The sequence below is a fragment of the Streptomyces sp. NC-S4 genome, from assembly GCF_054353315.1.
On the sequence record NZ_CM135937.1, the window covers coordinates 6,825,111 to 6,850,727 of the forward strand.

At 72.4% G+C, this 25,617-nt stretch carries 26 protein-coding genes; 13 read left to right on the top strand and 13 right to left on the bottom strand.

Translation table 11 applies throughout. The annotated features are described in order from the left end of the window. Position 1: 1 nt before the first annotated feature. Positions 2-976, bottom strand: coding sequence for an MTH938/NDUFAF3 family protein (locus ACXNSR_RS30690; protein ID WP_458638599.1), 975 nt, complete (start codon positions 974-976; stop codon positions 2-4). Positions 977-1,117: 141 nt separating this feature from the next. Between ACXNSR_RS30690 and ACXNSR_RS30695 the strand changes: the two genes are divergently transcribed. After that, positions 1,118-1,510, top strand: a complete 393-nt coding sequence (locus ACXNSR_RS30695) for a VOC family protein (protein ID WP_458638600.1) — start codon at positions 1,118-1,120, stop codon at positions 1,508-1,510. Here the strand turns inward: ACXNSR_RS30695 and ACXNSR_RS30700 are convergent. The 4 genes from ACXNSR_RS30700 to ACXNSR_RS30715 form a co-directional block, all read right to left on the bottom strand. Further along, positions 1,488-1,964 (bottom strand): SRPBCC family protein, encoded by a 477-nt coding sequence (locus ACXNSR_RS30700; RefSeq protein WP_458638601.1) that lies wholly within the window; start codon positions 1,962-1,964, stop codon positions 1,488-1,490. The two genes, ACXNSR_RS30695 and ACXNSR_RS30700, sit on opposite strands and share 23 nt — an antisense overlap. Positions 1,965-2,172: 208 nt before the next feature. Further along, a complete protein-coding gene (locus tag ACXNSR_RS30705; protein WP_458643440.1) occupies positions 2,173-3,450 on the bottom strand; it encodes a GDSL-type esterase/lipase family protein in 1,278 nt (425 codons plus the stop codon). A 190-nt stretch (positions 3,451-3,640) separates the two neighbouring features. Beyond that, on the bottom strand, positions 3,641-5,260 hold the full coding sequence (aceB, locus tag ACXNSR_RS30710; protein ID WP_458638602.1) for a malate synthase A: 1,620 nt from the start codon (positions 5,258-5,260) through the stop codon (positions 3,641-3,643). A gap of 252 nt (positions 5,261-5,512) precedes the next feature. Continuing rightward, a complete protein-coding gene (locus ACXNSR_RS30715) occupies positions 5,513-6,130 on the bottom strand; it encodes a nucleotidyltransferase family protein (protein WP_458638603.1) in 618 nt (205 codons plus the stop codon). A 237-nt stretch (positions 6,131-6,367) separates the two neighbouring features. Between ACXNSR_RS30715 and yczR the strand changes: the two genes are divergently transcribed. Then, positions 6,368-7,855, top strand: a complete 1,488-nt coding sequence (gene yczR / locus ACXNSR_RS30720) for a MocR-like transcription factor YczR (protein WP_458638604.1) — start codon at positions 6,368-6,370, stop codon at positions 7,853-7,855. A gap of 31 nt (positions 7,856-7,886) precedes the next feature. Here the strand turns inward: yczR and ACXNSR_RS30725 are convergent, their stop codons facing one another. Together ACXNSR_RS30725 and ACXNSR_RS30730 are read right to left on the bottom strand one after the other, a co-directional pair. Further along, the gene (locus tag ACXNSR_RS30725) at positions 7,887-8,522 is read right to left on the bottom strand and encodes a response regulator transcription factor (RefSeq protein WP_327738286.1); all 636 of its coding nucleotides are present in this window, start codon (positions 8,520-8,522) and stop codon (positions 7,887-7,889) included. Further along, on the bottom strand, positions 8,519-9,769 hold the full coding sequence (locus ACXNSR_RS30730) for a sensor histidine kinase (protein WP_458638605.1): 1,251 nt from the start codon (positions 9,767-9,769) through the stop codon (positions 8,519-8,521). The genes ACXNSR_RS30725 and ACXNSR_RS30730 overlap by 4 nt, the downstream gene beginning before the upstream one ends. Positions 9,770-9,903: 134 nt before the next feature. Between ACXNSR_RS30730 and ACXNSR_RS30735 the strand changes: the two genes are divergently transcribed. Then, positions 9,904-10,992, top strand: coding sequence for an ABC transporter permease (locus ACXNSR_RS30735; protein ID WP_458638606.1), 1,089 nt, complete (start codon positions 9,904-9,906; stop codon positions 10,990-10,992). After that, positions 10,989-11,687 carry an ABC transporter ATP-binding protein gene (locus ACXNSR_RS30740; protein WP_458638607.1) on the top strand — a complete coding sequence of 233 codons (699 nt, stop codon included), beginning with the start codon at positions 10,989-10,991 and terminating at the stop codon, positions 11,685-11,687. Before ACXNSR_RS30735 ends, ACXNSR_RS30740 begins: the two co-directional genes overlap by 4 nt. Before the next feature lie 125 nt (positions 11,688-11,812). Here ACXNSR_RS30740 and ACXNSR_RS30745 read toward each other — a convergent pair whose 3' ends face one another. Next, entirely contained in the window at positions 11,813-12,616 is an 804-nt protein-coding gene (locus ACXNSR_RS30745; protein WP_458638608.1) for an IclR family transcriptional regulator, read from the bottom strand. 336 nt (positions 12,617-12,952) lie between these two features. On the opposite strand from ACXNSR_RS30745, the gene allB reads away from it, so the two are divergent. Together allB and alc are read left to right on the top strand one after the other, a co-directional pair. Then, complete coding sequence (gene allB, locus ACXNSR_RS30750) at positions 12,953-14,287, top strand: allantoinase AllB (protein WP_458643441.1); 1,335 nt, start codon at positions 12,953-12,955, stop codon at positions 14,285-14,287. Positions 14,288-14,290: 3 nt separating this feature from the next. Next, positions 14,291-15,409: an allantoicase gene (alc, locus tag ACXNSR_RS30755; RefSeq protein WP_458638609.1), complete on the top strand. Its 1,119-nt coding sequence runs from the start codon at positions 14,291-14,293 to the stop codon at positions 15,407-15,409. A 291-nt stretch (positions 15,410-15,700) separates the two neighbouring features. On the opposite strand, the gene ACXNSR_RS30760 is transcribed toward alc, so the two are convergent. After that, entirely contained in the window at positions 15,701-16,438 is a 738-nt protein-coding gene (locus ACXNSR_RS30760; RefSeq protein ID WP_458638610.1) for an SDR family oxidoreductase, read from the bottom strand. A gap of 433 nt (positions 16,439-16,871) precedes the next feature. On the opposite strand from ACXNSR_RS30760, the gene ACXNSR_RS30765 reads away from it, so the two are divergent. Further along, positions 16,872-17,489: a dihydrofolate reductase family protein gene (locus ACXNSR_RS30765; protein ID WP_458638611.1), complete on the top strand. Its 618-nt coding sequence runs from the start codon at positions 16,872-16,874 to the stop codon at positions 17,487-17,489. Positions 17,490-17,497: 8 nt separating this feature from the next. Here the strand turns inward: ACXNSR_RS30765 and ACXNSR_RS30770 are convergent, their stop codons facing one another. The 3 genes from ACXNSR_RS30770 to ACXNSR_RS30780 all read right to left on the bottom strand — a co-directional run bounded on the left by ACXNSR_RS30770 (position 17,498) and on the right by ACXNSR_RS30780 (position 18,516). Then, a complete protein-coding gene (locus ACXNSR_RS30770; protein ID WP_458638612.1) occupies positions 17,498-17,881 on the bottom strand; it encodes a hypothetical protein in 384 nt (127 codons plus the stop codon). Between the two features lie 264 nt (positions 17,882-18,145). Further along, positions 18,146-18,376, bottom strand: a complete 231-nt coding sequence (locus ACXNSR_RS30775) for a hypothetical protein (RefSeq protein ID WP_458638613.1) — start codon at positions 18,374-18,376, stop codon at positions 18,146-18,148. Next, the gene (locus tag ACXNSR_RS30780) at positions 18,328-18,516 is read right to left on the bottom strand and encodes a hypothetical protein (RefSeq protein ID WP_458638614.1); all 189 of its coding nucleotides are present in this window, start codon (positions 18,514-18,516) and stop codon (positions 18,328-18,330) included. Before ACXNSR_RS30780 ends, ACXNSR_RS30775 begins: the two co-directional genes overlap by 49 nt. Before the next feature lie 133 nt (positions 18,517-18,649). Between ACXNSR_RS30780 and ACXNSR_RS30785 the strand changes: the two genes are divergently transcribed. Continuing rightward, on the top strand, positions 18,650-19,567 hold the full coding sequence (locus ACXNSR_RS30785; RefSeq protein ID WP_458638615.1) for a DMT family transporter: 918 nt from the start codon (positions 18,650-18,652) through the stop codon (positions 19,565-19,567). A gap of 63 nt (positions 19,568-19,630) precedes the next feature. Here ACXNSR_RS30785 and ACXNSR_RS30790 read toward each other — a convergent pair whose 3' ends face one another. Further along, positions 19,631-20,644 (bottom strand): Gfo/Idh/MocA family protein, encoded by a 1,014-nt coding sequence (locus ACXNSR_RS30790; protein ID WP_458638616.1) that lies wholly within the window; start codon positions 20,642-20,644, stop codon positions 19,631-19,633. A gap of 219 nt (positions 20,645-20,863) precedes the next feature. On the opposite strand from ACXNSR_RS30790, the gene ACXNSR_RS30795 reads away from it, so the two are divergent. Genes ACXNSR_RS30795 through ACXNSR_RS30815 form a run of 5 tightly spaced genes read left to right on the top strand, consistent with a single transcriptional unit; the run spans position 20,864 to position 25,617 of the window. Further along, a complete protein-coding gene (locus ACXNSR_RS30795; protein WP_458638617.1) occupies positions 20,864-21,874 on the top strand; it encodes a substrate-binding domain-containing protein in 1,011 nt (336 codons plus the stop codon). Continuing rightward, a complete protein-coding gene (locus ACXNSR_RS30800) occupies positions 21,871-22,914 on the top strand; it encodes an ABC transporter permease (protein WP_458638618.1) in 1,044 nt (347 codons plus the stop codon). The genes ACXNSR_RS30795 and ACXNSR_RS30800 overlap by 4 nt, the downstream gene beginning before the upstream one ends. Continuing rightward, positions 22,881-23,861: an ATP-binding cassette domain-containing protein gene (locus ACXNSR_RS30805; protein WP_458638619.1), complete on the top strand. Its 981-nt coding sequence runs from the start codon at positions 22,881-22,883 to the stop codon at positions 23,859-23,861. Before ACXNSR_RS30800 ends, ACXNSR_RS30805 begins: the two co-directional genes overlap by 34 nt. Then, positions 23,858-25,030, top strand: a complete 1,173-nt coding sequence (locus ACXNSR_RS30810) for an ROK family glucokinase (protein ID WP_458638620.1) — start codon at positions 23,858-23,860, stop codon at positions 25,028-25,030. The genes ACXNSR_RS30805 and ACXNSR_RS30810 overlap by 4 nt, the downstream gene beginning before the upstream one ends. Continuing rightward, positions 25,027-25,617 (top strand): hypothetical protein, encoded by a 591-nt coding sequence (locus ACXNSR_RS30815; protein WP_458638621.1) that lies wholly within the window; start codon positions 25,027-25,029, stop codon positions 25,615-25,617. The genes ACXNSR_RS30810 and ACXNSR_RS30815 overlap by 4 nt, the downstream gene beginning before the upstream one ends.

Consider the following 25,617-nt stretch of genomic DNA (forward strand, 5'->3'; position numbering starts at 1 on the left):
CTCAGCAGGTCGAGTGGAAGAGTCCGGCGACCCGCTCGGTGGCGGCCAGCCGGTTGTAGATCTCCACCGCCTCGGCGGTCTGTGCCACGTGCACCTCGACCCCGGCCGCCCGCAGCACCTCCAGTGTCTTCGGCACGACCCCGAGGCGCCCCTCCATGCCCCGGGTGAGCACGACCGCCGTCACCCCGAGATCGAGGAACTCGCGCACCTCCCCCGGCCGGATGCCGGGATCGTGCCGCGTACCGTGCTCGGACCAGTCCCAGGGGCGGCCGCCACCCGGGTAGAGCCTGAAGTCCTTGCCGGGCGCGAGCCCTTCGGCCTCGATACGTCCCCACGCGAGGTGGGTGATGAGCGGGGAGCTGCCGCCGGCGGCCGCGGCGGGCGCCGGGGGAGGGTTCCACAGCATCAAGTTGCTCATCAGGTCGGCCTGTTCGACCGCGTCGTCCAGGGCGTGGTGCGTGTGGCGGCGCCGCGACAGCAGTTCGCGCGGCATCCGGCCCTTGACCGCGGCCCGCAGCGGTACCCGCGCCTTCGCGGCGTAGAGGGTCTTCATGTCCAGGCAGCCGGAGTGCCCGAAGGGGCTGTCGCCGCCGAACCGGATCAGGTACCAGTACAGGAAGGTCCAGTCGAAGGACGCCGGATAGCCGCACATCACCGGCTGCGCCCCCGCGGACACCTCCCGTACCCAGGCGCGGAACTCGGCCATGGCCACCGCCGGATCGGCGCCCTCCCGTACCAGGCGGTCGCGGTCCAGCCCGCTCACGGCCAGCGCCTCGGGCACGAACTCCTCGCTGATGGGCCGCAACTCCCGGTAGAAGGTGAGCTGCTGCGGATCGGCGGCCGTATACGAAGCGCCGTCCTGGCGGCCCGCGACGGAGGCTCCGAAGCTGATCATCGAATACGGTCCGGGAATGGGTCCGTCGGCCTCGATGTCGACGGAGATGTAGAGACTGGGACGTGCGCCGCGTGCTGCCATGCGCCCGAGCATGCCAGCCCCCCTCGCGCCGATCACCCCATTTCCGCCGGGCGCCTGCCCGGCCGGGCCCGCGGAATCGACGCCCGGCCGTCCCGGAGGGACCATGGGAAGCGGGGGTGCCCCGGACCCGGAGGAACCGGCATGTTCGAGAACAGCAGGGCATTCAGCGGATTCGCGGTCGACGACCTGGAGCGGGCCAAGGAGTTCTACGGCACGACCCTCGGCCTGAGCGTCTCCGAGGACGAGCAGATGGGCCTGCTCCGCCTCGACCTCGCGGGCGGCACCACGGTCATGGTCTACCCGAAGGAGGACCACCGGCCCGCGAACTGCACGATCCTGAACTTCCCCGTGGAGGACGTCGAACGGGCCGTGGACGAGCTGACCGCGCGCGGAGTCGCCTTCGACCGCTACGAGGGCTTCGAGGCGGACGCCAAGGGCATCGTGCACGGCGAGGACGGCATGCCCACCATCGCCTGGTTCAAGGACCCGGCGGGCAACATCCTGTCGGTGCTCACGGCCGCCCCCGACCGGTGATCGGCGTGACCTGCGCGGCGGCGTGCTCGCGGACCGCGATCCTGGCGAGCTTCGTCAGCATCATGCCGTTGCGGATGGCGACGATGTAGTCCACGGGAAGCCCGTGCATCCGGGTGCCGGGTCCCCGCAGCGGGTGCCAGTCCAGGGTGAAGAGGGTGTTCTCGCCCCACGGGTCCAGGCGCATGGCGATGCGCGCCGCGCCGAAGGGTTCCGCCCTGGCTTCCAGCTCCAGGCGGCGCTGCGGCTCGCACCGGCGCACGACGCACGTGTCGTCGAGGGTGAGGGGGCCGGAGCCGACCCTCACCTTCAGCCGCGCCCCCACCGCCGGCCAGTGCGCGTCCGCGGCCAGGACCTGCTGGGTTCCCGTGACCCACTCGCCGTAGCGGTAGCCGTCGGACAACAGGCGCCAGACCTCGGACGGCGTGCTCAGGATCAGGCGGCGGTTGCGGGCCACACCGATCACGCTCCTTCCGGATGCGGCGCGCCGCGTCGGGCCCGCGGTCCGTCGCCCCGTCCGTCACCCCCCAGACTCGCGCCGCAGGGCCGTTCGCGCAGTCCGGCTGACCCGAACGGGCGCCGCCGGACGCCGCAGGGCTCCCGGCCGGGCACCACAGGGCTCCACCGGGCCGCCGCCCGGTGGAGCCCCGCTCACGGGGCCTCGCTCAGGAGGCCGGGGTCAGGAACATGCCCGTCTGGTCCCCGACCGCGGTGTTCTTGCAGCTGAAGCCCGAGTTCGCGGGCTGGGCGACGACCAGGGCCAGGCAGCGTCCCGCGGCCAGCTGGCCGAAGTAGTTCGGGTGCATGGACTCCTGGATCGGCCCCTGCGTCTCGTTCTGGTCGATCCAGCGCGCCCACTCGCTCGTCTTCGCCGAGGCCGGCACGGTGGAGCTCACCTGCTTGCTCGCCTTCGCGCACACCTCGCGGCCCTGCATCATGTCCCGCAGGTCCAGGAACTGCGCGCCCTTGGCCGCCGCGACGCCCTTGATCCGGTTCGCTATCTGCGGCACCAGCGAGTCCCGCGCCCAGTCCGAGTCCCGGTTCCAGAAGGGGCAGCCGCCCGTGTTGAGCCGGCTCCAGTCGCTCTGCGTGTACCGGTTCTCGGCGCCGCGCGGGATCGGCGACGGGTAGGACTGCAGCACGATGCGGTACGAGGAGTCCGCGTACCCGGCCGTGCGCATGACGGCCCGGATCTCGTCCACGGACTTGCCGACCTTGCCCATGACCGCGTCGATCTTCTGGTCGACGCCGTACTGCTGGTCGTCGTAGCAGTACGAGTTCCACAGGACGAAGTCGAGCGCGCAGTCCGTGATGATGTCGGCGAAGCCGAGGTCGTTGCCGCCGATGGACAGGGCGATGACCTTGACGTTGTGGCTCGCGGCCACCGCGGCGAGCTGATCGGCCTGCGGGGCCTCGCCCTTGAAGGGGACGCCGCCGTTGGAGGCGCGGAAGACGTTGTCCGAGACCGCCCCGGAACAGGCGAGGTTCACGGCGACATCGGCGATCGCCCCGGCGCTGCGCACCTCGGCGGAGTCGGAGCGGTGGCATCCGCCGGCGGTGGTCCCGTAGACCTTGGCGGGGTCGTAGGTGCTGCCGCTGATCCAGCCCCGGTCGGTCCCGTTGCGGCTGCCGCTGTTGGTCAGGCTGTTGCCCTTCCAGCGCCCGGCCTCGCCGGAGATGTAGCTGTCGCCCATGGACACCACGGCGGTGGGGCCGGTCCCCGGGCTCGCGGCGGAGGTTCCCGCCCCGCCGGCCAGCAGTGCGCCGGCGGCGAGCGGCACGGCCATCGCGGCCCCGGCCAGCCGTCGCACCCGACTGCGGTCCCGGTCCTTGCTGACGTTGCGGAATCCGATCACTGCGGAACTCCTGCGTTCGGCCACGCCGAAGTCGGCGACGACTGCGTCGCGTGGCTGGGAAGTGGGGGTACCGCCGGCCGGTGGCATCGGAAAGGTGACACGGGCCCACTTGTTACCGCTAGGTACAGTCACGTTACGAACGAGTAACGACCGACCGGTCGTTCGGGACCCGGTTCTTCCTGTTGTGGAACGCAAACGGCTCCGCCCCCGCGCCGTGGGGCGACGGGGGCGGAGCCGACAGGCTTCGGCCGCTGTGCGTTTCAGCCGAATCCGGGTATCAGCCGACCAGCTGGTCGTAGGCCGGGAGGGTCAGGAAGTCGGCGTAGTCCGCGTCCAGGGAGACCTGGAGAAGGAGGTCGTGGGCCTGCTTCCACTTGCCGGCCGCGAAGGCCTCCTCGCCGACCTCGGCGCGGATGGCGGCCAGTTCCTCGGCGGCGATCCGGCGGGTCAGTTCGGCCGTGGCCGTCTCGCCGTTCTCGAAGACGACGCCCGCGTTGATCCACTGCCAGATCTGCGAGCGCGAGATCTCGGCGGTGGCCGCGTCCTCCATCAGGCCGAAGATGCCGACGGCGCCGAGGCCGCGCAGCCACGCCTCGATGTAACGGATGCCGACCTGGACCGCGTTGCGCAGGCCCTCGTACGTCGGCCGCGCGTCGAGGGAGTCGATCGCGATGAGCTCGCCCGGGGCCACCGAGACGTCCTCGCGCAGCCGGTCCTTCTGGTTCGGCTTCTCGCCGAGCACCGCGTCGAAGGAGGCCATCGCGATCGGGACCAGGTCGGGGTGGGCGACCCAGGAGCCGTCGAAGCCGTCGCCCGCCTCACGGTCCTTGTCGGCCTTGACCTTCTCGAAGGCGACCTTGTTGACCTCGGCGTCCTTGCGGGAGGGGATGAAGGCCGCCATGCCGCCGATGGCGTGCGCGCCGCGCTTGTGGCAGGTGCGGACCAGCAGTTCGGTGTACGCCCGCATGAACGGGGCGGTCATCGTCACCGCGTTGCGGTCCGGCAGGACGAACTTCTCACCGCCGTCACGGAAGTTCTTGACGATGGAGAAGAGGTAGTCCCAGCGGCCCGCGTTCAGACCGGCCGCGTGGTCGCGCAGCTCGTAGAGGATCTCCTCCATCTCGTACGCGGCGGTGATCGTCTCGATGAGGACGGTCGCGCGGACGGTGCCCTGGGGGATGCCGACGTAGTCCTGGGAGAAGACGAAGATCTCGTTCCAGAGGCGGGCCTCCAGGTGCGACTCCGTCTTCGGCAGGTAGAAGTACGGACCCTTGCCGAGGTCGATCAGGCGCTTGGCGTTGTGGAAGAAGTACAGGCCGAAGTCGACGAGCGAGCCGGAGGCCGGGCCGCCCTCGAACTGCAGGTGGCGCTCCTGGAGGTGCCAGCCGCGCGGCCGCATGACGACGGTGGCGAGCTGGTCGGCGGGCTTCAGCGCGTACGCCTTGCCCGTGCGCGGGTCGGTGAAGTCGATGCGGCGCTCGTAGGCGTCGATGAGGTTGAGCTGGCCGAGGACGACGTTCTCCCAGGTGGGGGCCGAGGCGTCCTCGAAGTCGGCGAGCCAGACCTTGGCGCCCGAGTTCAGGGCGTTGATGGTCATCTTGCGGTCCGTCGGACCGGTGATCTCCACACGGCGGTCGTTCAGCGCGGCCGGGGCCGGCGCCACCTTCCAGTCGCCCTCGCGGACCTGTGCGGTGTCCGGGAGGAAGTCGAGGGTGGAGGTCCGGGCGATCTCGGCACGGCGCTCGGCGCGGCGGGCGAGGAGCTCGGCACGGCGGGGGGCGAACCGCCGGTGGAGCTCGGCCACGAAGGCGAGGGCCGCTTCGGTGAGGACTTCGTCCTGCCGGGGCAGGGGCTCGGCGTCGACGATGGCCAGCGGGGACGGCGCTGGTGCGGACATATCTGTCACTCCTTCAGCGGCGGTGCCTGGCGGCCGCGGGGGAATGCTCGCGCGAGACGGCACGCAGTGCCGTCGGGTGTGGAGAGCTCCGTCATACGGTCGCGGGCGCCGTCTGGGGGTTCAGGGCGCTTCTGACCAGTGGATAGTAATTTCCTCATGGTGGAAGTTCAATGGTTTGTTGATGTCGAGATTCTCCGAGTCGACACATTCCGCTTCCCGGTGGCCCTCAGTGCCAGGTCCGTCACGCGGTGCTCAGAGGAGTCGTGCCAGGTCGGGCGGCGTGTCGATGTCGAAGGCCTCCGCGATGTCCGCGCACTCCACCAGCATGAGCTCCTCGGCATGTCGCGCAAGATGCACCCGCGCGCCCTTGTCGCCGGTCGCCGTCGCCGTGATGTCGGCCCAGCGGTCCGCGCCGAACAGCACCGGATGGCCGCGCTCCCCGTCGTACGCCGCCGCCACCAGGCTGGTGGGGGAGCGGTAGGCCGCCAGTACCCGCGCCACCGCCGCCGGGCCGATGCCCGGCTGGTCCACCAGTGAGACCAGGGCCGCGCGGGCGCCCGTGCCGGCGAGGGAGGCGAGGCCGACCCGCAGCGAGGAGCCCATCCCCTGTGCCCAGTCCGGGTTGTCCACGACCGTGCAGCCGGCCAGGTCCGCGCGCTCGCGCACCTCGGCCGCCGAGGCGCCGAGCACCACGTGCACCGGGCCGCAGCCCGCCTCGCGCAGGACCCGTACGGCGTTCTCGACCAGCGGGCGGCCGCGATAGGGGAGCAGGGCCTTGGGCCGGCCGCCGAGCCGGCGGCCGCCGCCGGCGGCCAGGAGCAGGCCCGCGATCAGGGGTGGACCGGACGGTGCGTGGTTGTTGGCTGACATGTCCCCGATTCTCGCTGCTGCGCTCCTTGCGGTGACCGCCGTGCCAGGGCGCGCCGTACGGAGGCCAGGGCGGCCCCGATCCGCAGCGGACGGGCGATCCGGTTCTCGGCGGCGGCCAGCAGGAAACGTTCGTCACGGTCGGTCAGCATTCCGGGATCTCCTTGCCAATCGAGGGCCAATACAGCGAGTCTGGTCCTCGATTGGCCTGGCCGTCAGAGCCAATCAGGGGAGGTTGGCATGGCAATCGGGCGAGTGGTCCAGACAGCGGACAGAACCATCGGCAGCCGTCAGCTCTCGGCCCTGCTGCCCGCCGACGTCCTGGCCCGCCCCGGCTACCGGGCGCTCGCCGACGCCGTCCGCACACTGATCCTCGACGGACGCATCGCCCTGCACGTCCGGCTGCCCGCCGAACGCGAACTGGCCGAGGCGGTCGGCGCCAGCCGGGCCACCGTCACCGGCGCCTACGACCTGCTGCGCGAGAGCGGCTACGTCCGCAGCCGGCGCGGCTCCGGCACCTGGACCGAGCTCCCCGACGGCCACCGCCCGGTCGGGGCCCACGCCCTGCTCGGCGCCGGAGGCTACAGCGCCGACGGCGAACCCGGCGTCGACCTCGCCATCGCCGCCATGGGCGCCCCGGAGGACGGCCTCGCCGACGCCCTGGCCTGGGCCGCGCCCCGGCTGCCCCGGCTCGCCCGGACCCCCGGCTACCACCCGTTCGGCCTGCCCGACCTCCGCAGCGCCGTCGCCGACCGGTTCACCCGCCGCGGGCTGCCCACGCGCCCCGAGCAGATCCTGGTGACGGCCGGGGCCCAGCAGGCCTTCTCCCTGGTCGTCAGCCTGCTCTGCCGGGCCGGGGACCGGGTCGTGACCGAGAACCCGACCTACGCCAACGCCCTCGACGCCCTGCGCCACGCGCGGCTGCGCACCGGATCCATCGCCGTCTCCGACGCGGGCTGGGACATGGAGATAGCCGAGTCCACGCTGCGCCAGACCGTGCCCAGGCTGGCGTACGTGATCCCCGACTTCCACAACCCGACGGGCGCCCTGATGCCGCCGGAGCAGCGGCTGCGGCTGCTCGCGACGACCCGGGCCACCGGGACCTGGCTGGTGGTCGACGAGACGATCGCCGACATCGCGCTGGACGTGCCCGCGCCCGCGCCGCTGGCCTCCCTCGCCCCGCGCGGGGGCGCGGACCACGTGATCACCATCGGCTCGCTGAGCAAGACGCACTGGGGCGGGCTGCGCGTGGGCTGGGTCCGCGCCACCGCGAAGATGATCACCGAGCTGACGGCCGTCCGGGTTTCCGCCGACATGACCGGCTCGGTACTCGACCAGCTCGTCGCGCTCCCGCTGCTGGCCGGCCTCGACGCCGCGCTGCCGGCCCGGCTGACGCAGCTGCGGAGCCGGCGCGAGGCCCTGGTGCGGTCGCTCCAGCGGCACACCCCGGAATGGTCCTGGCAGATCCCGCCGGGCGGCCTCTCGCTCTGGGTCGACCTGGGCGAACCGGTCAGCTCGGCCCTGGCCGAGCGGGCCGCCGCGGCCGGGGTGCACATCGGCCGCGGCGCCCGCTTCGGCGTGGACCCGGGCACCTTCGAACACCGCCTCCGGATCCCGTACACGCTCCCCGCCGACCGGCTCGACGAGGGCATCCGCCGCCTCGCGGGCGCCTTCCACGACGGGGTGCCGCTCCCGTCGGCGGTGGACCGGCCGCACTGGGTCGCCTGAGGACGGCCCCGGGGCCCGTCCGGCGCGGGCCCTACGGGGTGCGGATCAGGCGGCGGGTGGCGGCCGCCGCGACCGCCGAGGTACGGGAGTCGACGCCGAGCTTGGCGTAGATGTGCACCAGGTGGGACTTGACCGTGGCCTGGCTGAGGAAGAGCTTCTTGGAGATCTGCTGGTTCGACAGGCCGTCCGCGACCAGCTGCAGCACCTCCAGCTCCCGCTTCGTCAGCGCCTCCGCCGGGGTCCGCATCCGGTCCATCAGGCGCAGCGCCACCGCCGGGGCCAGCGCCGACTGGCCCGCCGCGGCCGTCCGGACGGCCGCCGCCAGCTCCTCCGGCGGGGCGTCCTTGAGCAGGTAGCCCGAGGCGCCCGCCTCCACCGCCGCCAGGATGTCCGCGTCGGTGTCGTACGTGGTCAGCACCAGCACCCGTGGGGCGCCCGGGCGGGCGGTGATCAGGGCCGTCGCCTCGGAGCCGTGCATTCCGGGACCGGGACCGAACTGGAGGTCCATCAGCACCACGTCCACCGGCTCGGCCGCGGCCAGCTCCACGGCCCGCTCGGCGGTCGCCGCCTCGGCCACCACCGCGAAGTCGGGCTCGGTGTCCAGCACCGCGCGCAGCCCGGCCCGGACCACCGGGTGGTCGTCGGCGAGCAGGAGACGGATGGTCACAGGGCCTCCACGGCGTCCGGACGTTCGGTGTGTGCCGTTCCCTCGAGGTGTTCGAGGGGCAGCGGCAGGGTGACGGCCACGGCCGTGCCCTGCCCGGGGGCGGACTCCACGGTGAACAGCCCGCCCAGGGTCTCGGCGCGCGAGCGCATGGCGGGCAGCCCGAAGCCGCCGTCGCCCGAGCCGGAGGCGACCGACGAGGGGTCGAAGCCGTGCCCGTCGTCGACGATGTCCAGGGTGACCGAGGCGTCCATGAACGTCAGGGTGATCTCGGCGCGCCCGGCCCGCGCGTGCCGCACCACATTGGCCAGCGCCGACTGCGCGATCCGCAGCAGGGCCACCTCGTACGGGGTGGGCAGCACCCGCGGGCTGCCGGTGAGCGAGAACCGCACGCGCGGTCCCGGGACCCCGGCGCACAGCCGTTCCAGCGCGGCCGCGAGCGACCCGTGCTCCAGGTCCGGCGGGGTGAGGGCCCGTACGAAGCGACGCGCCTCGGCGAGGTTCTCCTGGGCCGCCTCCCGCGCCCGGGCGATGTGCGGCCGGGCCGGGGCACCCTCGGGCAGCGCCCGCTCCGCGGCCCGCAGCAGCAGCTGGATCGAGGACAGCCCCTGCGCGAGCGTGTCGTGGATCTCCCGGGCGAGACGCTCCCGCTCGGCCAGGATCCCGGCGCCCCGCTCGGCCGCGGCCAGCTCGGCCCGGGTCGTGATCAGCTCCTCGATCAGCTCCCGGCGGCGCTCGCTCTCGCGGTACAGCGCCTGGTAGCCCAGTACGGTCGCCACCGCCACCGCCCCGCCCAGCAGCGGCCCGAGGAAGGCCCCGGGGGTCACCGAGCTGCTGTGCGCGAGGAAGCCGCCAATGGCCGTGCAGGCGGTCACCGCGACGGCCGTGACCCCCCAGCGCAGCCGCAGCAGGTGCAGCTCCAGGAAGTACAGCGGGAAGGCGATCCACAGCCCGTCGGGGGAGACCACGAGCAGCGCCGCCCAGGCCGCGCCGAGCCCGGCCAGCCACAGCGCCCCGGCGCGCGGCGAGCTGTGCACGGCGGGGGCCCGTACGCCGCCCGCGTAGACGGCGGCGAGCACCGCGCAGACGGCGATCACCCAGCCGGCCCGGGGTGCGGCATCGGTGACGGCCCGCCCGGCGGCGAGCGCGAGCAGGCCGAACAGCAGCGCGTGCAGGCACAGCCGCAGCACCTTGGACACAGGCGTCAGGGCCCGCGTGGCGGGGAGAACGGAGGAAACGGGAGCAGTCATGTCCGGACCAGCGTAAGTGGGGGCGGACCGGACCCGGTCAACCAAAAGTTCGATGTCCGGGCGCACCCTTCGATACGAGGATCACTACTGTGGCGCGATGCCTTGTGTCCACGCGGAACACCAAGGTGGGGAACATGTTCGTCGCATGGAGAGATCTACGGTTCGCCAAGGGCCGCTTCGCCCTCATGGGGTCGGTCGTGCTGCTCATCACCCTGCTGGTGGGGCTGCTGTCCGGACTCACCTCCGGCCTGGCCCGGGAGAACATCTCGGCCATCACCGGTCTGCCCGCCACGCACCTGGCCTTCGCCGCGCCCACCGGGGACCAGAAGGTCTCCTTCACCAACTCCCAGGTGCCCGAGTCCGCCTGGCTGGCCTGGCGGGAGCAGCCCGGGGTGCGGGCGGCGGAGCCGCTCGGCATCCGCACCACCAACGCCGTCTCGGGTGAGCGCACCGCGGCGGTCTCGGTCTTCGGGGTGGACTCCGCCGGGAGTCTCCCGCCGCGGAACGCCGGCCTCACCCAGGGGCAGGTGGTCCTGACGGAGAAGGCCGCGAAGGAACTGGGCGGCCTGACCGCCGGGGCCAGGCTCAGGATCGGCCCGCTGGAACTGACCGTGGCGGGGGTGTCCGGGACCGCCGCCTACAGCCACACCCCGGTCGTCTGGATGGACCTGGGCGACTGGCAGCGCGTCGGCAACCCCGGCACCTCCATCGACACCCTCGCCACCGTCGTCGTCGTCTCCGGGGGCGGCGGGATGGATCTCGGCGCGGCGGACGAGGCCGCCAAGACCAAGGCTCAGACCGTGGAGGAGGCCCTGGGCGCCATAGGCTCGTACCAGGCCGAGAACGGCTCGCTGCAGCTGATGCGCGGCTTCCTGTTCGCCATCTCGGCCCTGGTGATAGGCGCCTTCTTCACGGTGTGGACGATCCAGCGCAGCGGGGACATCGCCGTCCTGAAGGCATTGGGTGCCTCCACCCCGTACCTCCTGAAGGACGCCCTCGGCCAGGCCGTCGTGATGCTCGCCATCGGTACCGGGCTCGGCACCGCGCTCGCCGCCGGCTTCGGCGCGCTGATCAGCGGCGGCGCCGTGCCGTTCGTCCTCGACGCCGCCACCGTGCTCGTCCCCGCCGCGATCATGATCCTGCTCGGCGCGCTGGGCGCCGCGCTCTCCATCCGGCGGATCACCGCCGTCGACCCGCTGACCGCCCTCGGGAGCGCCCGATGACCCTCCTCGTCCACGACGTCACGCTGACCTACCCCGACGGCGAGAGCCGGCTCACCGCCCTCGACGCGGTCGGCCTGGAGGTTCCCGCCGGCACGCTCACGGCGATCATCGGCCCCTCCGGCTCCGGCAAGTCCAGCCTGCTCGCGGTCGCCGCCACCCTCGTCACCCCGGACTCCGGCCGGGTCGTCGTCGCGGGTCAGGACACCACGGAGCTCGGCCCCGCCGAGAAGTCGGCCCTGCGCCGGGAGAAGATCGGCATCGTCTTCCAGCAGCCGAACCTGCTGGCCTCGCTGACCGCCGCCGAGCAGCTGCAGGTCATGGCGCACGTCGCGGGCCGTCCGGCGAAGGCCCTGCGCCGGCGGGCGCTGGAGCTGCTGGACGCGGTGGGCCTGGCCGACAAGGCCGACAAGCGCCCCCACCAGCTCTCCGGCGGCCAGCGGCAGCGGATCAACATCGCCCGCGCCCTGATGAACGAGCCCGCGGTGCTCCTGGTCGACGAGCCGACCAGCGCGCTCGACCACGAGCGCGGCGCGGCCGTGCTGGACCTGCTGGTCACCCTGACCCGGGAGCGCTCCACGGCCACGGTGCTGGTCACGCACGACCACGCCCACCTGGAGCGGATGGACCGTACGGCGACGATGACGGACGGCAGCCTCACGCCGGGCCCGGCTCCGGCCCCGGCTCCGGTGCCCTGAGCGGCGTACGGAAGACGGACGGAAGACGGACGGAAGGCAGACGGAAGGCAGACGCAGAGGCCCCGGCCGCCCCTCGGAGCGAGGGGCGGCCGGGGCCTCCGTACGACTGCTGCGACCGCGCGGACCTACGCGGGGCTCTGGTTGGCCAGGGCCACCGAGAGCTCGGCGGCCACGCCCTGCAGGATCGGCACGAAGGACTCGGCCACCGCCTCGGTGACCCGGCCCGCCGGACCGGAGATGGAGATCGCGGCGGCGGTCGGCGAGTTCGGCACCGACACGGCGAGGCAGCGGACTCCTATTTCCTGCTCGTTGTCGTCGACCGCGTAGCCCACCTTGCGGACCTGCTCCAGCGCCTCCAGGAAGCCCTCGGGCGTGGTGATGGTCTTCTCGGTAGCCGCCGGCATCCCGGTGCGGGCGAGCAGGGCCCGTACCTCGTCGGCCGGGGTGTGGGCGAGGAGCGCCTTGCCCACGCCGGTGGAGTGCGGCAGCACCCGGCGGCCGACCTCGGTGAACATGCGCATGGAGTGCTTGGACGGCACCTGGGCGACGTAGACGATCTCGTCGCCGTCGAGGAGGGCCATGTTCGCCGTCTCCCCGGTCTCCTCGACCAGGCGGGCGAGGTAGGGGCGGGCCCAGGTGCCCAGCAGGCGCGACGCGGACTCGCCGAGGCGGATCAGGCGGGGCCCGAGGGAGTACCGTCGATTGGGCTGCTGGCGTACGTAGCCGCACGCCACCAGCGTGCGCATCAGGCGGTGGATCGTGGGCAGAGGCAGACCGCTGGCGGCGGAGAGCTCGCTGAGGCCGACCTCGCCCCCGGCATCGGCCATGCGTTCGAGCAGGTCGAAGGCGCGCTCGAGGGACTGGACGCCACCGCCGGCGGCGGGGGTCTTCGAGGAAGCGTCGGTGGTGCTGGCGCTGGACGTCGGCACGGCGCGGTCCTTTCGGTGCTGGCAGGCAAGGGAGCAGCCTACCCGGCGGTCGGCGTCGGTCCCAGTGTCGGGGTCGAGGCCGTCGCCGCCGGTCAGAGAGGGTTTGTCCGGGTGGCGGACGTCCTCGGGAACTTGTCCGCCCTGTTCCTGGTGGTGGTAGCTACATTCTGAATAGCGAAATCTTAATTCCATCCTGTGGAAACATCCAATTGCGGTCGTGGTGTGTCAGTGGTCCGTCCGGACGCTCTTGACTGGGTACGGATCGCCGGGAAGACTCCGTCAACAGAACGTTGAATTTCGCTCTGTGGAAGTGGATGGGGAGGTTCGGTGGCCGACGTGGCTGTGGAACTGGTACTGCGCTCGACGCGCGTCATCACCCCCGAGGGGACGCGTGCCGCATCGGTGGCCGTCGCCGACGGGAAGATCGCGGCCGTGCTGGCGCACGACGCCGAGGTACCGGCCGGGGCCCGGCTGGAGGACTTCGGCGACGACGTCCTGCTCCCCGGCCTGGTCGACACCCACGTCCACGTGAACGACCCCGGCCGCACCGAGTGGGAGGGCTTCTGGACGGCCACCCGCGCCGCGGCGGCCGGCGGCATCACCACGATCCTCGACATGCCGCTCAACTCCCTCCCGCCGACCACCACGGTCGACAACCTGCGCGTCAAGCAGGAGGTCGCCCGCGCCAAGGCGCACGTGGACGTCGGCTTCTGGGGCGGCGCCCTGCCGGACAACGTCAAGGACCTGGCCCCGCTGCACGACGCCGGCGTCTACGGCTTCAAGTGCTTCCTGTCGCCCTCGGGCGTGGACGAGTTCCCCGAGCTCGACCAGGAGCAGCTGGCCACCTCCCTCGCCGAGATCACCGGCTTCGGCGGCCTGCTGATCGTGCACGCCGAGGACCCGCACCACCTGGACGCCGCTCCCGTCGTCCCGGGCCCCAAGTACGCCGACTTCCTCGCCTCCCGGCCGCGCGACGCCGAGAACACCGCGATCGGCAACCTGATCGCCCAGGCCAAGCGGCTGAACGCCCGCGTGCACGTGCTGCACCTGTCCTCCTCCGACGCGCTGCCGCTGATCGCGGCCGCCAAGGCCGAGGGCGTCCGCATCACCGTCGAGTCCTGCCCGCACTACCTCACCCTCACGGCCGAGGAAGTACCGGACGGGGCGAGCGAGTTCAAGTGCTGCCCGCCCATCCGCGAGGCCGCCAACCAGGACCTCCTGTGGGACGCGCTCGCCGACGGCACGATCGACTGCATCGTCTCCGACCACTCGCCCTCCACCGCGGACCTGAAGACCAGCGACTTCTCCACCGCGTGGGGCGGCATCTCCTCCCTCCAGCTGGGCCTGCCGGCCATCTGGACCGAGGCGCGCCGCCGCGGCCGGACCCTGGAGGACGTCGTCCGCTGGATGTCCGCCGCCCCGGCAGCCCTCGCCGGGCTGGCGCAGAAGGGCGCGATCGAGGCCGGCCGCGACGCCGACTTCGCCGTCCTGGCCCCTGAAGAAACGTTCATGGTGGACCCGGCCGAGCTCCACCACCGCAACCGGGTCACGGCGTACGCGGGCAAGACCCTGCACGGCGTCGTGAAGTCCACCTGGCTGCGCGGCACGCAGATCGCCGACCACGGCACCCCGACCGAGCCCACGGGCCTCCTCCTCGAAAGGCAGAACTGACCAGTGGCGATTGAATCCTTCACCGGTAACGCGAACCCGTACGGAGGCGGCGACCCGTACGCGGACTACCGCACCGCGGACTTCCCCTTCACCCAGTACGCGAACCTCGCCGCCCGTGAGCTGGGCGCCGGTGTCATCGCCGCCAACGACGAGTTCTTCGCCCAGCGCGAGAACCTGCTGATCTCCGAGGCCGCGCACTTCGACCCCGAGGACTTCGGCCACAAGGGCAAGGTCATGGACGGCTGGGAGACCCGCCGCCGGCGCGGCGTCTCCGCCACCCAGCCCTGGCCGACCCCCGAGGACCACGACTGGGCCCTCGTACGCCTGGGCGCCCCCGGCATCATCCGCGGCATCGTCGTCGACACCGCCCACTTCCGCGGCAACATGCCGCAGGCCGTCTCCGTCGAGGCCACCAACTGGGCGGGCGCCCTCGCGCCGACCCCGGAGGAGCTCCGGGGCGACGACGTGAAGTGGACGACGATCGTGCCGCGCACGGCGGTCGGCGGCCACGCGGCCAACGGCTTCGAGGTGGACGTCGAGCAGCGCTTCACCCACCTGCGCGTCAACCAGCACCCCGACGGCGGCATCGCCCGCCTGCGCGTCTACGGCGAGGTCCTGCCCGACCCGAAGTGGCTCGACGCGCTCGGCTCCTTCGACGTGGTGGCCCTGGAGAACGGCGGCTCCGTCCAGGACGCCTCCAACCGCTTCTACTCCCCGCCGACCAACACCATCAACCCGGGCCGCTCCCGCAAGATGGACGACGGCTGGGAGACCGCGCGCCGCCGCGACAACGGCAACGACTGGATCCGCTACCAGCTCGTCGCCGAGTCCGAGATCCGCGCCGTCGAGATCGACACCGCGTACCTCAAGGGCAACTCGGCCGGCTGGGCCTCGCTCTCCGTCAAGACGGGCGAGGAGGGCGAGTGGCAGGAGTTCCTCCCCCGGACCCGCCTGCAGCCCGACACCAACCACCGCTTCGTACTGGACGCCCCGGCGGTCGGCACGCACGTCCGGATCGACATCTTCCCGGACGGCGGCTTCTCCCGCCTGCGCCTGTACGGCTCACTGACGGAGACCGGCGCGGCGACCCTGACCGCCCGCCACCAGGAACTGGGCGGCTGACCCCCCAACGCACGGAGCCCGCCCCGAGGGTCGACACCCCGGGGCGGGCTCCGCCGTTCCGGCGCCGAAATCAGCCGCGAATCCAGCCCGCGGGCGTCCGGGGCGCAGGCCCGAATTCAGCCCCGCGGGCGTCCGAGGTACGGGCCCGAATTCAGCCCCGCCGGCGTTTGAGGCGCGGGGTCCGGGGCGGAGCCCCGTGCAACGGACCCGCACCCGCCCGCCGACGGAAGCCCCCGGGCCCGCACCCGCCCGCACGCCCGGCCAGAGGGCCCCGCACGCCCGGCCAGAGGGCTACGCGGCGTGCCCGCCGTCCACCGCGAACTCCGCCCCCGTCACGTACGCCGCCTCCGCACCCGCGAGGAAGGACACCACGGCCGCCACCTCCCGGGCCGCACCGAACCGCCCGAGGGCCGTCAGCGCCGCCTGCGACTGCGCGTACGGTCCGTCCGCCGGGTTCATGTCCGTGTCCACCGGCCCCGGGTGTACGACGTTCGCGGTGATCCCGCGCCCGCCCAACTCCCGGGCCAGGGCCTTGTTGAACCCGATCAGCGCCGACTTGCTCATCGCATAGAGCGTCCCGCCCGGCCCCGGCACCCGCTGGGTCATGCAGCTGCCGACCGTGATGATCCGCCCGCCGGATCCGAGGTGCGCGGCCGCGGCCTGCGTGGTGTGGAACACCCCGCTGACGTTGACCGCGAGCACGCGCTCCACATCGGCCGGTGCCAGCTCCGCCAGCGGCCCGAGCACCCCCACCCCGGCGTTGTTCACCAGCACGTCGAGCCGCCCGAACTCCTCCACGACCCGCTCCACCGCGGCTGCGGCGGCCTCCGGATCCCCGATGTCGGCCCGTACGGCCAGGGCCCGCCGCCCGAGCGCCTCCACCTTCCCGACGACCTCGGCCGCGGCCTCCGCGTCGCGGACGTAGGTGATCGCGACGTCGGCCCCGTCCTCGGCGAGCCGCAGCGCGACGGCCGCCCCGATCCCCCGGCTCCCACCGGTCACCAGGGCCACGGTGTTGTTGCTGTCCATGCGTTCCTCCCGCATCAATTGGTTGCGGGTTCAATCAAATCCCTCGGGGGCCCACCCCGCTGGCAGTAATCCGACCTCGCGTTCCGCGCGGAGGGGCGGGCACAGCAGAGCGCCCTGCCAGGACTGATCTCCCGGCAGGGCGCTCGCGGTTGCGGGTTCCGCCTCGGGGGAGCCACTGGTATCCGTTGCCCCCGACGGCCCAGATGTCGGGGATGCCGTCACGGCTGGCGTCGGGGGTTGCCGAGGGGCTCGGGGTGGGCGTTCCTGCCCCAGCCGATGGTCATCCGGTCTTTCCGTGGCTGGGCACGACGTCCGCGCAGCGCGATGGGCGGGGTGACGGAAGGCGGTGGGTCACGCGTGGCGGTGCGATGAGTTCGTGGGGGTGCGGGAGTCTGCATCTGTGTAGGGACGACCGAGCGAGGAGCGCAGAGACATGGGGAAGCTGACCCTGACCACCTTCGTGACGCTGGACGGCGTGATGCAGGCGCCCGGGGGGCCCGACGAGGATCGCAGTGGCGGGTTCGAGTACGGGGGGTGGGTCGCGCCGTTCGCCGACGAGGGGATGGGGGAGTTCGTCACCGAGGTGTTCGGGCGGGCCGGGGCGTTCCTGTTCGGGCGCAAGACGTACGAGATCTTCGCCTCGTACTGGCCGGAGCACGACGACCCCGCCGACCCGATCCCGGGCAAGCTGAACCGGCTGCACAAGTACGTGGCCTCGACCACGCTGAAGGAGCCGGCCTGGGGGCCCGTCACCGTGCTCGACGGGGAGCACCTGCAGGGCGAGATCGTACGGGTCAAGGACGAGCTGGAGGGGGAGCTGCAGGTGCACGGCAGCGGGCAGCTCGCGCAGTGGCTGCTGGCCCGGGACCTCGTCGACGAGCTGAACCTGCTGGTCTTCCCCGTGGTGCTGGGGGCCGGGCGCAGGCTCTTCCCCACCGGCGGGCTGCCGACCGCCTACGAGGTGGTGAGCTCCCGTACGACACCGGCCGGGACCGCCGTCCACACCTACCGGCCGACGGGGCGGGCCACCTTCGCGACGATCGGCGACTGAGCGCGCCGTCAGGCGAAGAGGAGCTCGACGTCCTTGTCGACGCAGAACCGCAGGACGACGGCGAGCCTTCGGGCGTCCTCGATGAGCTGCTGGAGGAGCGGTTCGGCCGGCTCCTCCCGCCATGCGCCGGCGATCGCCTCCAGGCGGGGCAGCATCGCGGCGCAGTCGGCGGTGGAGAGGTTGTCACCGCAGACGTCCGGGTGGTCGAGGAGCGGCTCCAGGATGGTGGAGACCTCGCTCCACGGCCGGTCGCCCCCGAAGCCCCACATCTCCTCGAGGGCGAACCCCTCGGCCCGTGCGAGCCGTTTCCGGAACGCGTGGAAGCGGACGCAGGACCAAGTGGCGTCCGGGCTGTCGTTGTCCCCGTCGTCGGGGCACAGGATCAGGCCCACGTGGTCCTCCTCGTTCGGTGAGGTGGACAGGATCGGCGGGAACGTGCCGTGCCCGCAATCGGTTTGATCGCCGGGTGCGTCCGGCCCAGGTCGGCCCGGGCCATCTCCTTCGGATCTCGTCGGCCTAGACCGAGCCCGCGGCGTCCGGTGCCGTGGCCGGCAAGGCGGAGGTGTGCACCGCGTACCGGACGTATTCGGGCTCCGGCGACGCCGCCGGGTGCGGTGCCGGGCGTCGCGGGCCCGGCACGATCCGGAAGGGACGGCCTACCGCGGGTCCAGCGCCAGCTGGACCACGCGGCCCTCGCGCAGGACCAGCAGGTCCGGGGACTCGTGTTCGTAGTGGCGCAGGCGGCCGACCGGGCCCGGCGGGCGGACGTGCGGGGCCAGGAGCAGCAGGAGGTCCTCCAGGTCCGGGAGCTGTTCCTCGTGGACCTCCTGGCGGACGGTCAGCGCCCAGCCGCCGCGGTCCGTCGGTGCGAACGCGCCGACGAGCATGCCGCCGACCCGCCACGCCGGGCCTGGGCCGAGAGGAGGCCGTCCGGCGATGTCAGCTGGCGTCGCACCTCCGCGAGCACGTCGTCGGGCGTGGTGTCGAGCAGGTCGAACGCCAGGTCCAGCGCGTAGAGATCAGCCATGGGCCCGATGCTACGGGGCCAGGGTTCCGCGCCAGGAAAGGGGTCGCCCGGCATGATCGGCTCCGGTACGGTGTGCCCGCAGCCGTGCGAGCCGCCGATGTCTCCACCCCTGACGAGCCGTTGGAGACCTCCGTTGACCGTGATCTCGCCCGACCTCGAAGCCGCCCCGCGCCGGGCCTGGCTCGCCGATCTGCCCGTGCTGGCCGTCGCCGTCGTCTGGGGCGGCAGCTATCTCGCGGCCAAGGGCATCACCACCGCCCACACCGTCGTCGCCGTGCTCGTGCTCCGGTTCGCGCTCGTGCTGCCCGTGCTCGTCGTCGCCGGGTGGGCGCGGCTGCGCGCCCTGCGTCCCGCCCAGCTGCGCGGCGCCGGGCTGCTGGGGCTCGTACTCGGCGGGATCTTCCTCCTGGAGACCTACGGGGTCGTCCACACCTCCGCCACCAACGCCGGGCTGATCATCAGCCTGACGATGATCTTCACCCCGCTCGCCGAAGCGGCCGTCAGGAAGCAGGCGCCCTCCGCCGGTTTCCTCGGCGCCGCCGCCCTCTCCGTCGTCGGGGTCGTCCTCCTCACCCAGGGCGCCGGCTTCACCGCGCCCAGCTCCGGGGACCTGCTGATCCTCGGCGCCGCCCTCGCCCGGACCCTGCACGTCCTGCTCATGGCCCGCATCGAGGCCGTCCAGGACGCCGACTCGCTGTCCCTGACCACCGTGCAGCTCGGCGCCGCCGTGCTCGTCTTCGCGCTGCTGGCCGCCGTGCCCGGCACCGGCGCGACCCCGTGGGCCGCCGCCGCGGACTTCGGGGCCGCCGAATGGGCCGGGCTCGCCTTCCTCTCCGTCTTCTGCACCCTCTTCGCCTTCTTCGTGCAGATGTGGGCCGTACGCCGCACCTCGCCCTCCCGGGTCAGCCTGCTGCTGGGCACCGAACCCCTGTGGGCCGCCGTCGCCGGTATTGCCATCGGCGGGGAGGAGCCGGGGCTCCTCGGCTACGCGGGTGCCCTCCTGGTCCTCGTCGGCACCGCCTGGGGGCGGCGCGCCGTCACCGCCGCGTGAGCGTGTCCGGAAAGCGCCGCAGCCGCGGGTGATCACCCGCCGTACTGTGGCCCGGTGCCCCCTTTACACAGCCGGCAGGTCCGGGAGCTCCTCCAGCCGCACCGGGCGCCGTTCCCGGCGCGAGAGTTCGCAGGCTTCCGCGATCCGGAACGCCGCCAGCGCCTCCCGGCCGTCGCACGGGTTCGGCCCCTCGCCCCGCACCAGCTGGACGAAGGCCGCCAGCTCGGCCTCGTAGGCCGGGGCGAAACGTTCCAGGAAGCCCGTCCACGGCTTGCTCGCCGGGGGCGGGCCGTGCGGTTCGGTGGAGGCGATCGGCGTCCGGTCGTCCAGCCCGACGGAGACCTGGTCCAGCTCCCCGGCCAGCTCCATCCGCACGTCGTACCCGGCGCCGTTGCACCGGGTACCGGTCGCCGTGACCAGGGTTCCGTCGTCCAGGGTCAGCACGGCGGCCGCCGTGTCGATGTCGCCCGTCTCCCGGAACAGCGCCGGCCCCGCGTCCGACCCGGCCGCGTACACCTCGACCACCTCGCGCCCGGTCACCCAGCGGACCATGTCGAAGTCGTGCACCAGGCAGTCCCGGTACAGCCCGCCGGAGGTCGCCAGGTACGCGGCGGCCGGCGGCGCCGGATCGGCCGTCGTCGTCCGGACGGTGTGCAGCCGCCCCAGGGCGCCCGAACGGACCAGCCCGCGGGCCGTGCCGTAGCCCGCGTCGAAGCGGCGCATGAAGCCCACCTGGAGGAGCCCGCCCGAGGCCGCGACCTCCCGCAGCGCCGAGAGGGTCCGGTGCAGGTCCGGTGCCAGCGGCTTCTCGCAGAAGACCGGCAGCCCGCCGCGGACGGCCCGTACGACGAGGTCCGCGTGCGCCTCGGTCGCCGAGGCGACCACCACCGCGTCCACACCCCAGGTGAAGACCTGCTCCACCGAGGGCGCGGCAGTGGCCCCGAGCCGGTCGGCGAGGCGCGCCGCCTGCGCGGGGTCGGCGTCCGCCAGCAGGAGCGAGCCGGCTTCCGGATGGCGGACGAGTGCCGCGGCGTGGAAGGACCCGATCCGGCCCGTTCCGATGAGCCCGATGCGCATGCACTCAACCTGACCCGGTCGGCGGAACCTGTCAATCCGCCCGAGCATGTAAACCTGCCCGCGCGTGCCCCGATGACCCTTCATGGTCGACTGTGGCGGATACTGAACGGCTGGACCGGAATGGAGCCGGAATGACCGGATTGATGACCGGCTCAACGGCCGGATCGACGACCGGCTCGACGACGGACCGAATTGGTGACGAGGGAAGGGCGCGGCGACGTGGCTAGGGTTCGGACAGGGGTACGCGTCGTGGGCGCCGTGCTCGCGGCGGTACTGGGGGCCTCGCTCGCGGGCTGCAGCAGTACGGGCGGCAAGCGCGCCGAGGAGCGCGCGAAGGAGGCCCAGGCGGGCCGGCCCGCCGTCTCCACCCCGCGCTGGACCTTCGCGATGATCACGCACGCGGGCGACGGCGACACCTTCTGGGACATCGTGCAGAAGGGCGCCAAGGAGGCCGCGGCGAAGGACAACATCAACTTCGTCTACGCCCACGACGACCAGGCGCAGCAGCAGGCCCAGTTCGTGCAGAACGCCATCGACCAGAAGGTCGACGGGATCGTCGTCAGCCTGGCCAAGCCCGAGGCCCTCAAGGACGTCCTCGCCAAGGCCGTCAAGGCCGGCATCCCGGTGATCACGGTCAACTCCGGTTCCGCCCAGTCCGCCGCGTACGGGGCGCTGACCCACATCGGCCAGGACGAGGAGATCGCGGGCGAGGCCGTCGGCACCGAGCTGAACGAGCGCGGCCGCAAGAAGGCCGTCTGCGTCCTGCACGAGCAGGGCAACGTCGGCCACGAGCAGCGCTGCGCCGGAGCGAAGAAGACCTTCTCCGGAACCATGGAGAATCTGTACGTCGAAGGCACCAACATGCCCTCCGTCCAGGCGGCGATCCAGGCCCAGCTGCAGGCCGACCCCTCCGTCGACGCGATCGTCACCCTCGGCGCGCCCTTCGCGCCCACCGCGGTCAAGGCGAAGGAGGCGGCAGGCAGCAAGGCCGAGGTGGACACCTTCGACCTCAACGAGTCGGTCGCCCGCGACCTGAAGTCCGGAGCCCTCGGCTTCGCCGTCGACCAGCAGCCCTACTTGCAGGGCTACGAGGCCGTCGACCTGCTCTGGCTCTACCGCTACAACGCGAACGTGCTCGGCGGCGGCCGCCCCGTGCTCACCGGACCGCAGATCGTGACCGCCGCCGAGGCGGGCAAGCTGGAGGAGTACATCAAGCGGGGCAGCCGATGAGCGCGGCCGCACCCGCCGACGGGCGCGACGAGCGGCTCGCCCCCACCTCCACCCTGCGCAAGCTGCTCGCCCGCCCCGAGCTGGGCTCGGTGGTCGGTGCCGTCGCCGTCTTCGTCTTCTTCTCCATCGCCGCCCCCACCTTCCTGCAGGCCTCCAGCCTCAGCACGATCCTGTACTCGGCCTCCACCATCGGGATCATGGCCGCCCCGGTGGCCCTGCTGATGATCGGCGGCGAGTTCGACCTCTCCGCGGGTGTCATGGTCACCACCTCGGCGCTGGTCAGCTCGATGTTCAGCTACCAGATGACCGCCAACGTCTGGGTCGGCGTCGGCGTGTCCCTGCTGGTCACCCTGGCCATCGGTTTCTTCAACGGATTCATGCTGACCCGCACGAAGCTGCCCAGCTTCATCATCACGCTCGGCACCTTCCTGATGCTGACCGGCCTGAACCTCGGCTTCACCAAGCTGATCACCGGCACCGTCTCCACCAAGACCATCGCCGACATGGAGGGCTTCTCCTCCGCCCGCGCCCTCTTCGCCTCGCAGTGGACCATCGGCTCGGTCACCCTCAAGGTCACCATCCTGTGGTGGTTCGCCATCGTCGCCGTCGCCACCTGGATCCTGCTGCGCACCCGCGCAGGCAACTGGATCTTCGCGGTGGGCGGCGGGGCCGACGCGGCCCGCGCCACCGGCGTGCCCGTCGTGAAGACCCGTATCGGCCTCTACATGGGCGTCGCCCTGTGCGCCTGGATCTCCGGACAGCACATCCTCTTCTCGTTCGACGTGGTCCAGTCGGGCGAGGGCGTGGGCAACGAGTTCCTCTACATCATCGCGGCGGTCATCGGCGGCTGCCTGATGACCGGCGGCTACGGCTCCGCCATCGGCTCGGCGGTCGGCGCCTTCATCTTCGGCATGACCAGCAACGGCATCGTGTACGCCCAGTGGAACCCGGACTGGTTCAAGTTCTTCCTCGGCGCGATGCTCCTGCTGGCCACGCTGCTCAACGCATGGGTCCGCAAGCGGGCGGAGGCGAGCAAGTGAGTACGACCGACAGGACCGAGCGGCCCGCCGCCGCGCCCGGAGCGGGCACCGCCCTGGTGAAGCTGACCGGCGTCAGCAAGTTCTACGGGAACATCCGCGCCCTCCAGGGAGTCTCCCTGGAGGTCTCGGCGGGCGAGATCACCTGTGTCCTCGGCGACAACGGCGCGGGCAAGTCCACCCTCATCAAGATCATCGCCGGGCTGCACCGGCACGACGCCGGCACCTTCGAGATCGAGGGGGAGGAGACCGCGCTCGCCAACCCCCGCGCGGCCCTCGACCACGGCATCGCCACCGTCTACCAGGACCTCGCCGTCGTCCCGCTCATGCCCGTCTGGCGGAACTTCTTCCTCGGCTCCGAGCCCACCAGGGGCCGCGGCCCCTTCCGCCGCCTCGACGTGGAACTCATGCGCGAGACCACCCGCACCGAGCTGCTGCGCATGGGCATCGACCTGCGCGACGTGGACCAGCCCATCGGCACCCTGTCCGGCGGTGAGCGCCAGTGCGTGGCCATCGCCCGCGCCGTGTACTTCGGAGCGAAGGTCCTCGTCCTCGACGAGCCCACCGCGGCCCTCGGCGTCAAGCAGTCCGGAGTGGTCCTCAAGTACGTCGCCGCCGCCCGCGACGCGGGCCTCGGCGTGGTCCTCATCACGCACAACCCGCACCACGCGTACCTGGTCGGGGACCGTTTCGTGCTCCTCAAGCGGGGCACCATGGCGGGCAGCCACACCCGGGAGTCGATCACGCTCGACGAGCTCACCCGGCAGATGGCGGGCGGCTCCGAGCTGGACGAGCTGAGCCACGAACTGGAGCGAGTGGCAGAATCGGGGGAAGGCACCCCACACGCCACGGCCGCGACGGACCACGCAGCCGGTCGGAGCGGCCCGGCCGGTGAGGCCGACCGGACCCCCCGAACCACCGCACCCAAGAGGGACGACACGACTCGATGAGCACGTACCGGGATTTCGCGCTCACCCACCGGGGGTCGGCGCGAGGCACCGTCCTGCGGACCATCGGGACCCGGGAGCGCCGGTCGCACCTGACGGCCCCGCGCGTCCCCACGGTCGGCATCGACATCGGCGGCACCAAGGTGATGGCCGGCGTCGTCGACGCCGACGGGATCATCCTGGAGAAGATCCGCACGGAGACCCCGGACAAGTCCAAGAGCCCCAAGGTCGTCGAGGACACCATCGTCGAGCTGGTGCTGGACCTCTCCGACCGGCACGACGTGCACGCGGTGGGCATCGGGGCGGCCGGCTGGGTCGACGCCGACCGCTCCCGCGTGCTGTTCGCACCCCACCTGGCCTGGCGCGACGAGCCCCTGCGCGACGCGCTCCAGTCCCGGCTCGCGGTCCCGGTCATGGTCGACAACGACGCCAACACCGCCGCCTGGGCGGAGTGGCGCTTCGGCGCCGGACGCGGCGAGGACCACCTCGTCATGATCACGCTCGGCACCGGCATCGGCGGGGCCATCCTCGAAGGCGGCCAGGTCAAGCGCGGCCGGTACGGGGTCGCGGGCGAATTCGGCCACATGCAGGTCGTCCCCGGCGGCCACCGCTGCCCCTGCGGCAACCGGGGCTGCTGGGAGCAGTACAGCTCCGGGAACGCCCTGGTCCGTGAGGCCCGCGAGCTGGCCGCCGCCGACTCGCCGGTCGCGTACAACATCATCGCCCGGGTCGGCGGCAACGTCCACGAGATCACCGGACCGCTGATCACCGAGCTGGCCCGCGAGGGCGACGCCATGTGCGTCGAGCTGCTCCAGGACATCGGCCAGTGGCTGGGCGTCGGCATCGCCAACCTGGCGGCCGCCCTCGACCCGTCCTGCTTCGTCATCGGCGGCGGCGTCAGCGCCGCCGACGACCTGCTGATCGGCCCGGCCCGCGACGCCTTCCGCCGCCATCTCACCGGCCGCGGGTACCGCCCCGAGGCCCGAATCGCCAAGGCCCAGCTCGGGCCCGAGGCGGGCATGGTCGGCGCCGCCGACCTCGCCCGGCTCGTCGCCCGCCGCTTCCGCCGCGCCACCCGCCGCCGGGTCGAACGCTACGAGCGGTACGAGCGCTACGCGCAGCAGCTGGGCCGGCGCGACCCCGCAGTCCCCGAGGACCAGGACGAAAAGTGACCCCGCCCACCCTGCCCCACCAGGCCTCCGCCCCCGACGCCGAAGGCACCCCGACGCCCGCCGCCGAGGACCGCAGGCACGTCGTCAAGCGCCGCTGGATCACCGCGATCATCATCCTGCTGCTGGTCGGCGTACCCGCGGGCTACCTGGCGATCTCCACCCAGCAGAGCCGCGAGAGCGGCCGCGACAAGGCCGCCAAGGTCGGCGCGTCCACGGTGCGCCCCGGCTGGCCCTCCAAGGTGCAGCGCAGCATCTACGAGGTCCCGGTCCCGGACAAGGCCTGGCGCGTCGGGTTCCTGGAGACCAACAACTGGCGCACCAGCCGGCTGTACGTCCAGTTCGCGGTCACCCCGACGGAACTGGACGGCTTCCTGTCCTCCCTCGGCATCGGCCGCGAGGACCTGACCCCCGGTGTCTCGGTCTCCGCGCACGACACCTCGGTCGCCGGCTGGCACTGGAAGCCGGAGACCTCGTGGGTGGGCACCACCCTCGAACAGGACGACCCGCGGCCCACCCGGGACATCACCGTCGACCTCACCGACCCCAAGGTCTCCAAGGTCTACATCGTCTCCTCCACCACCCCTTGA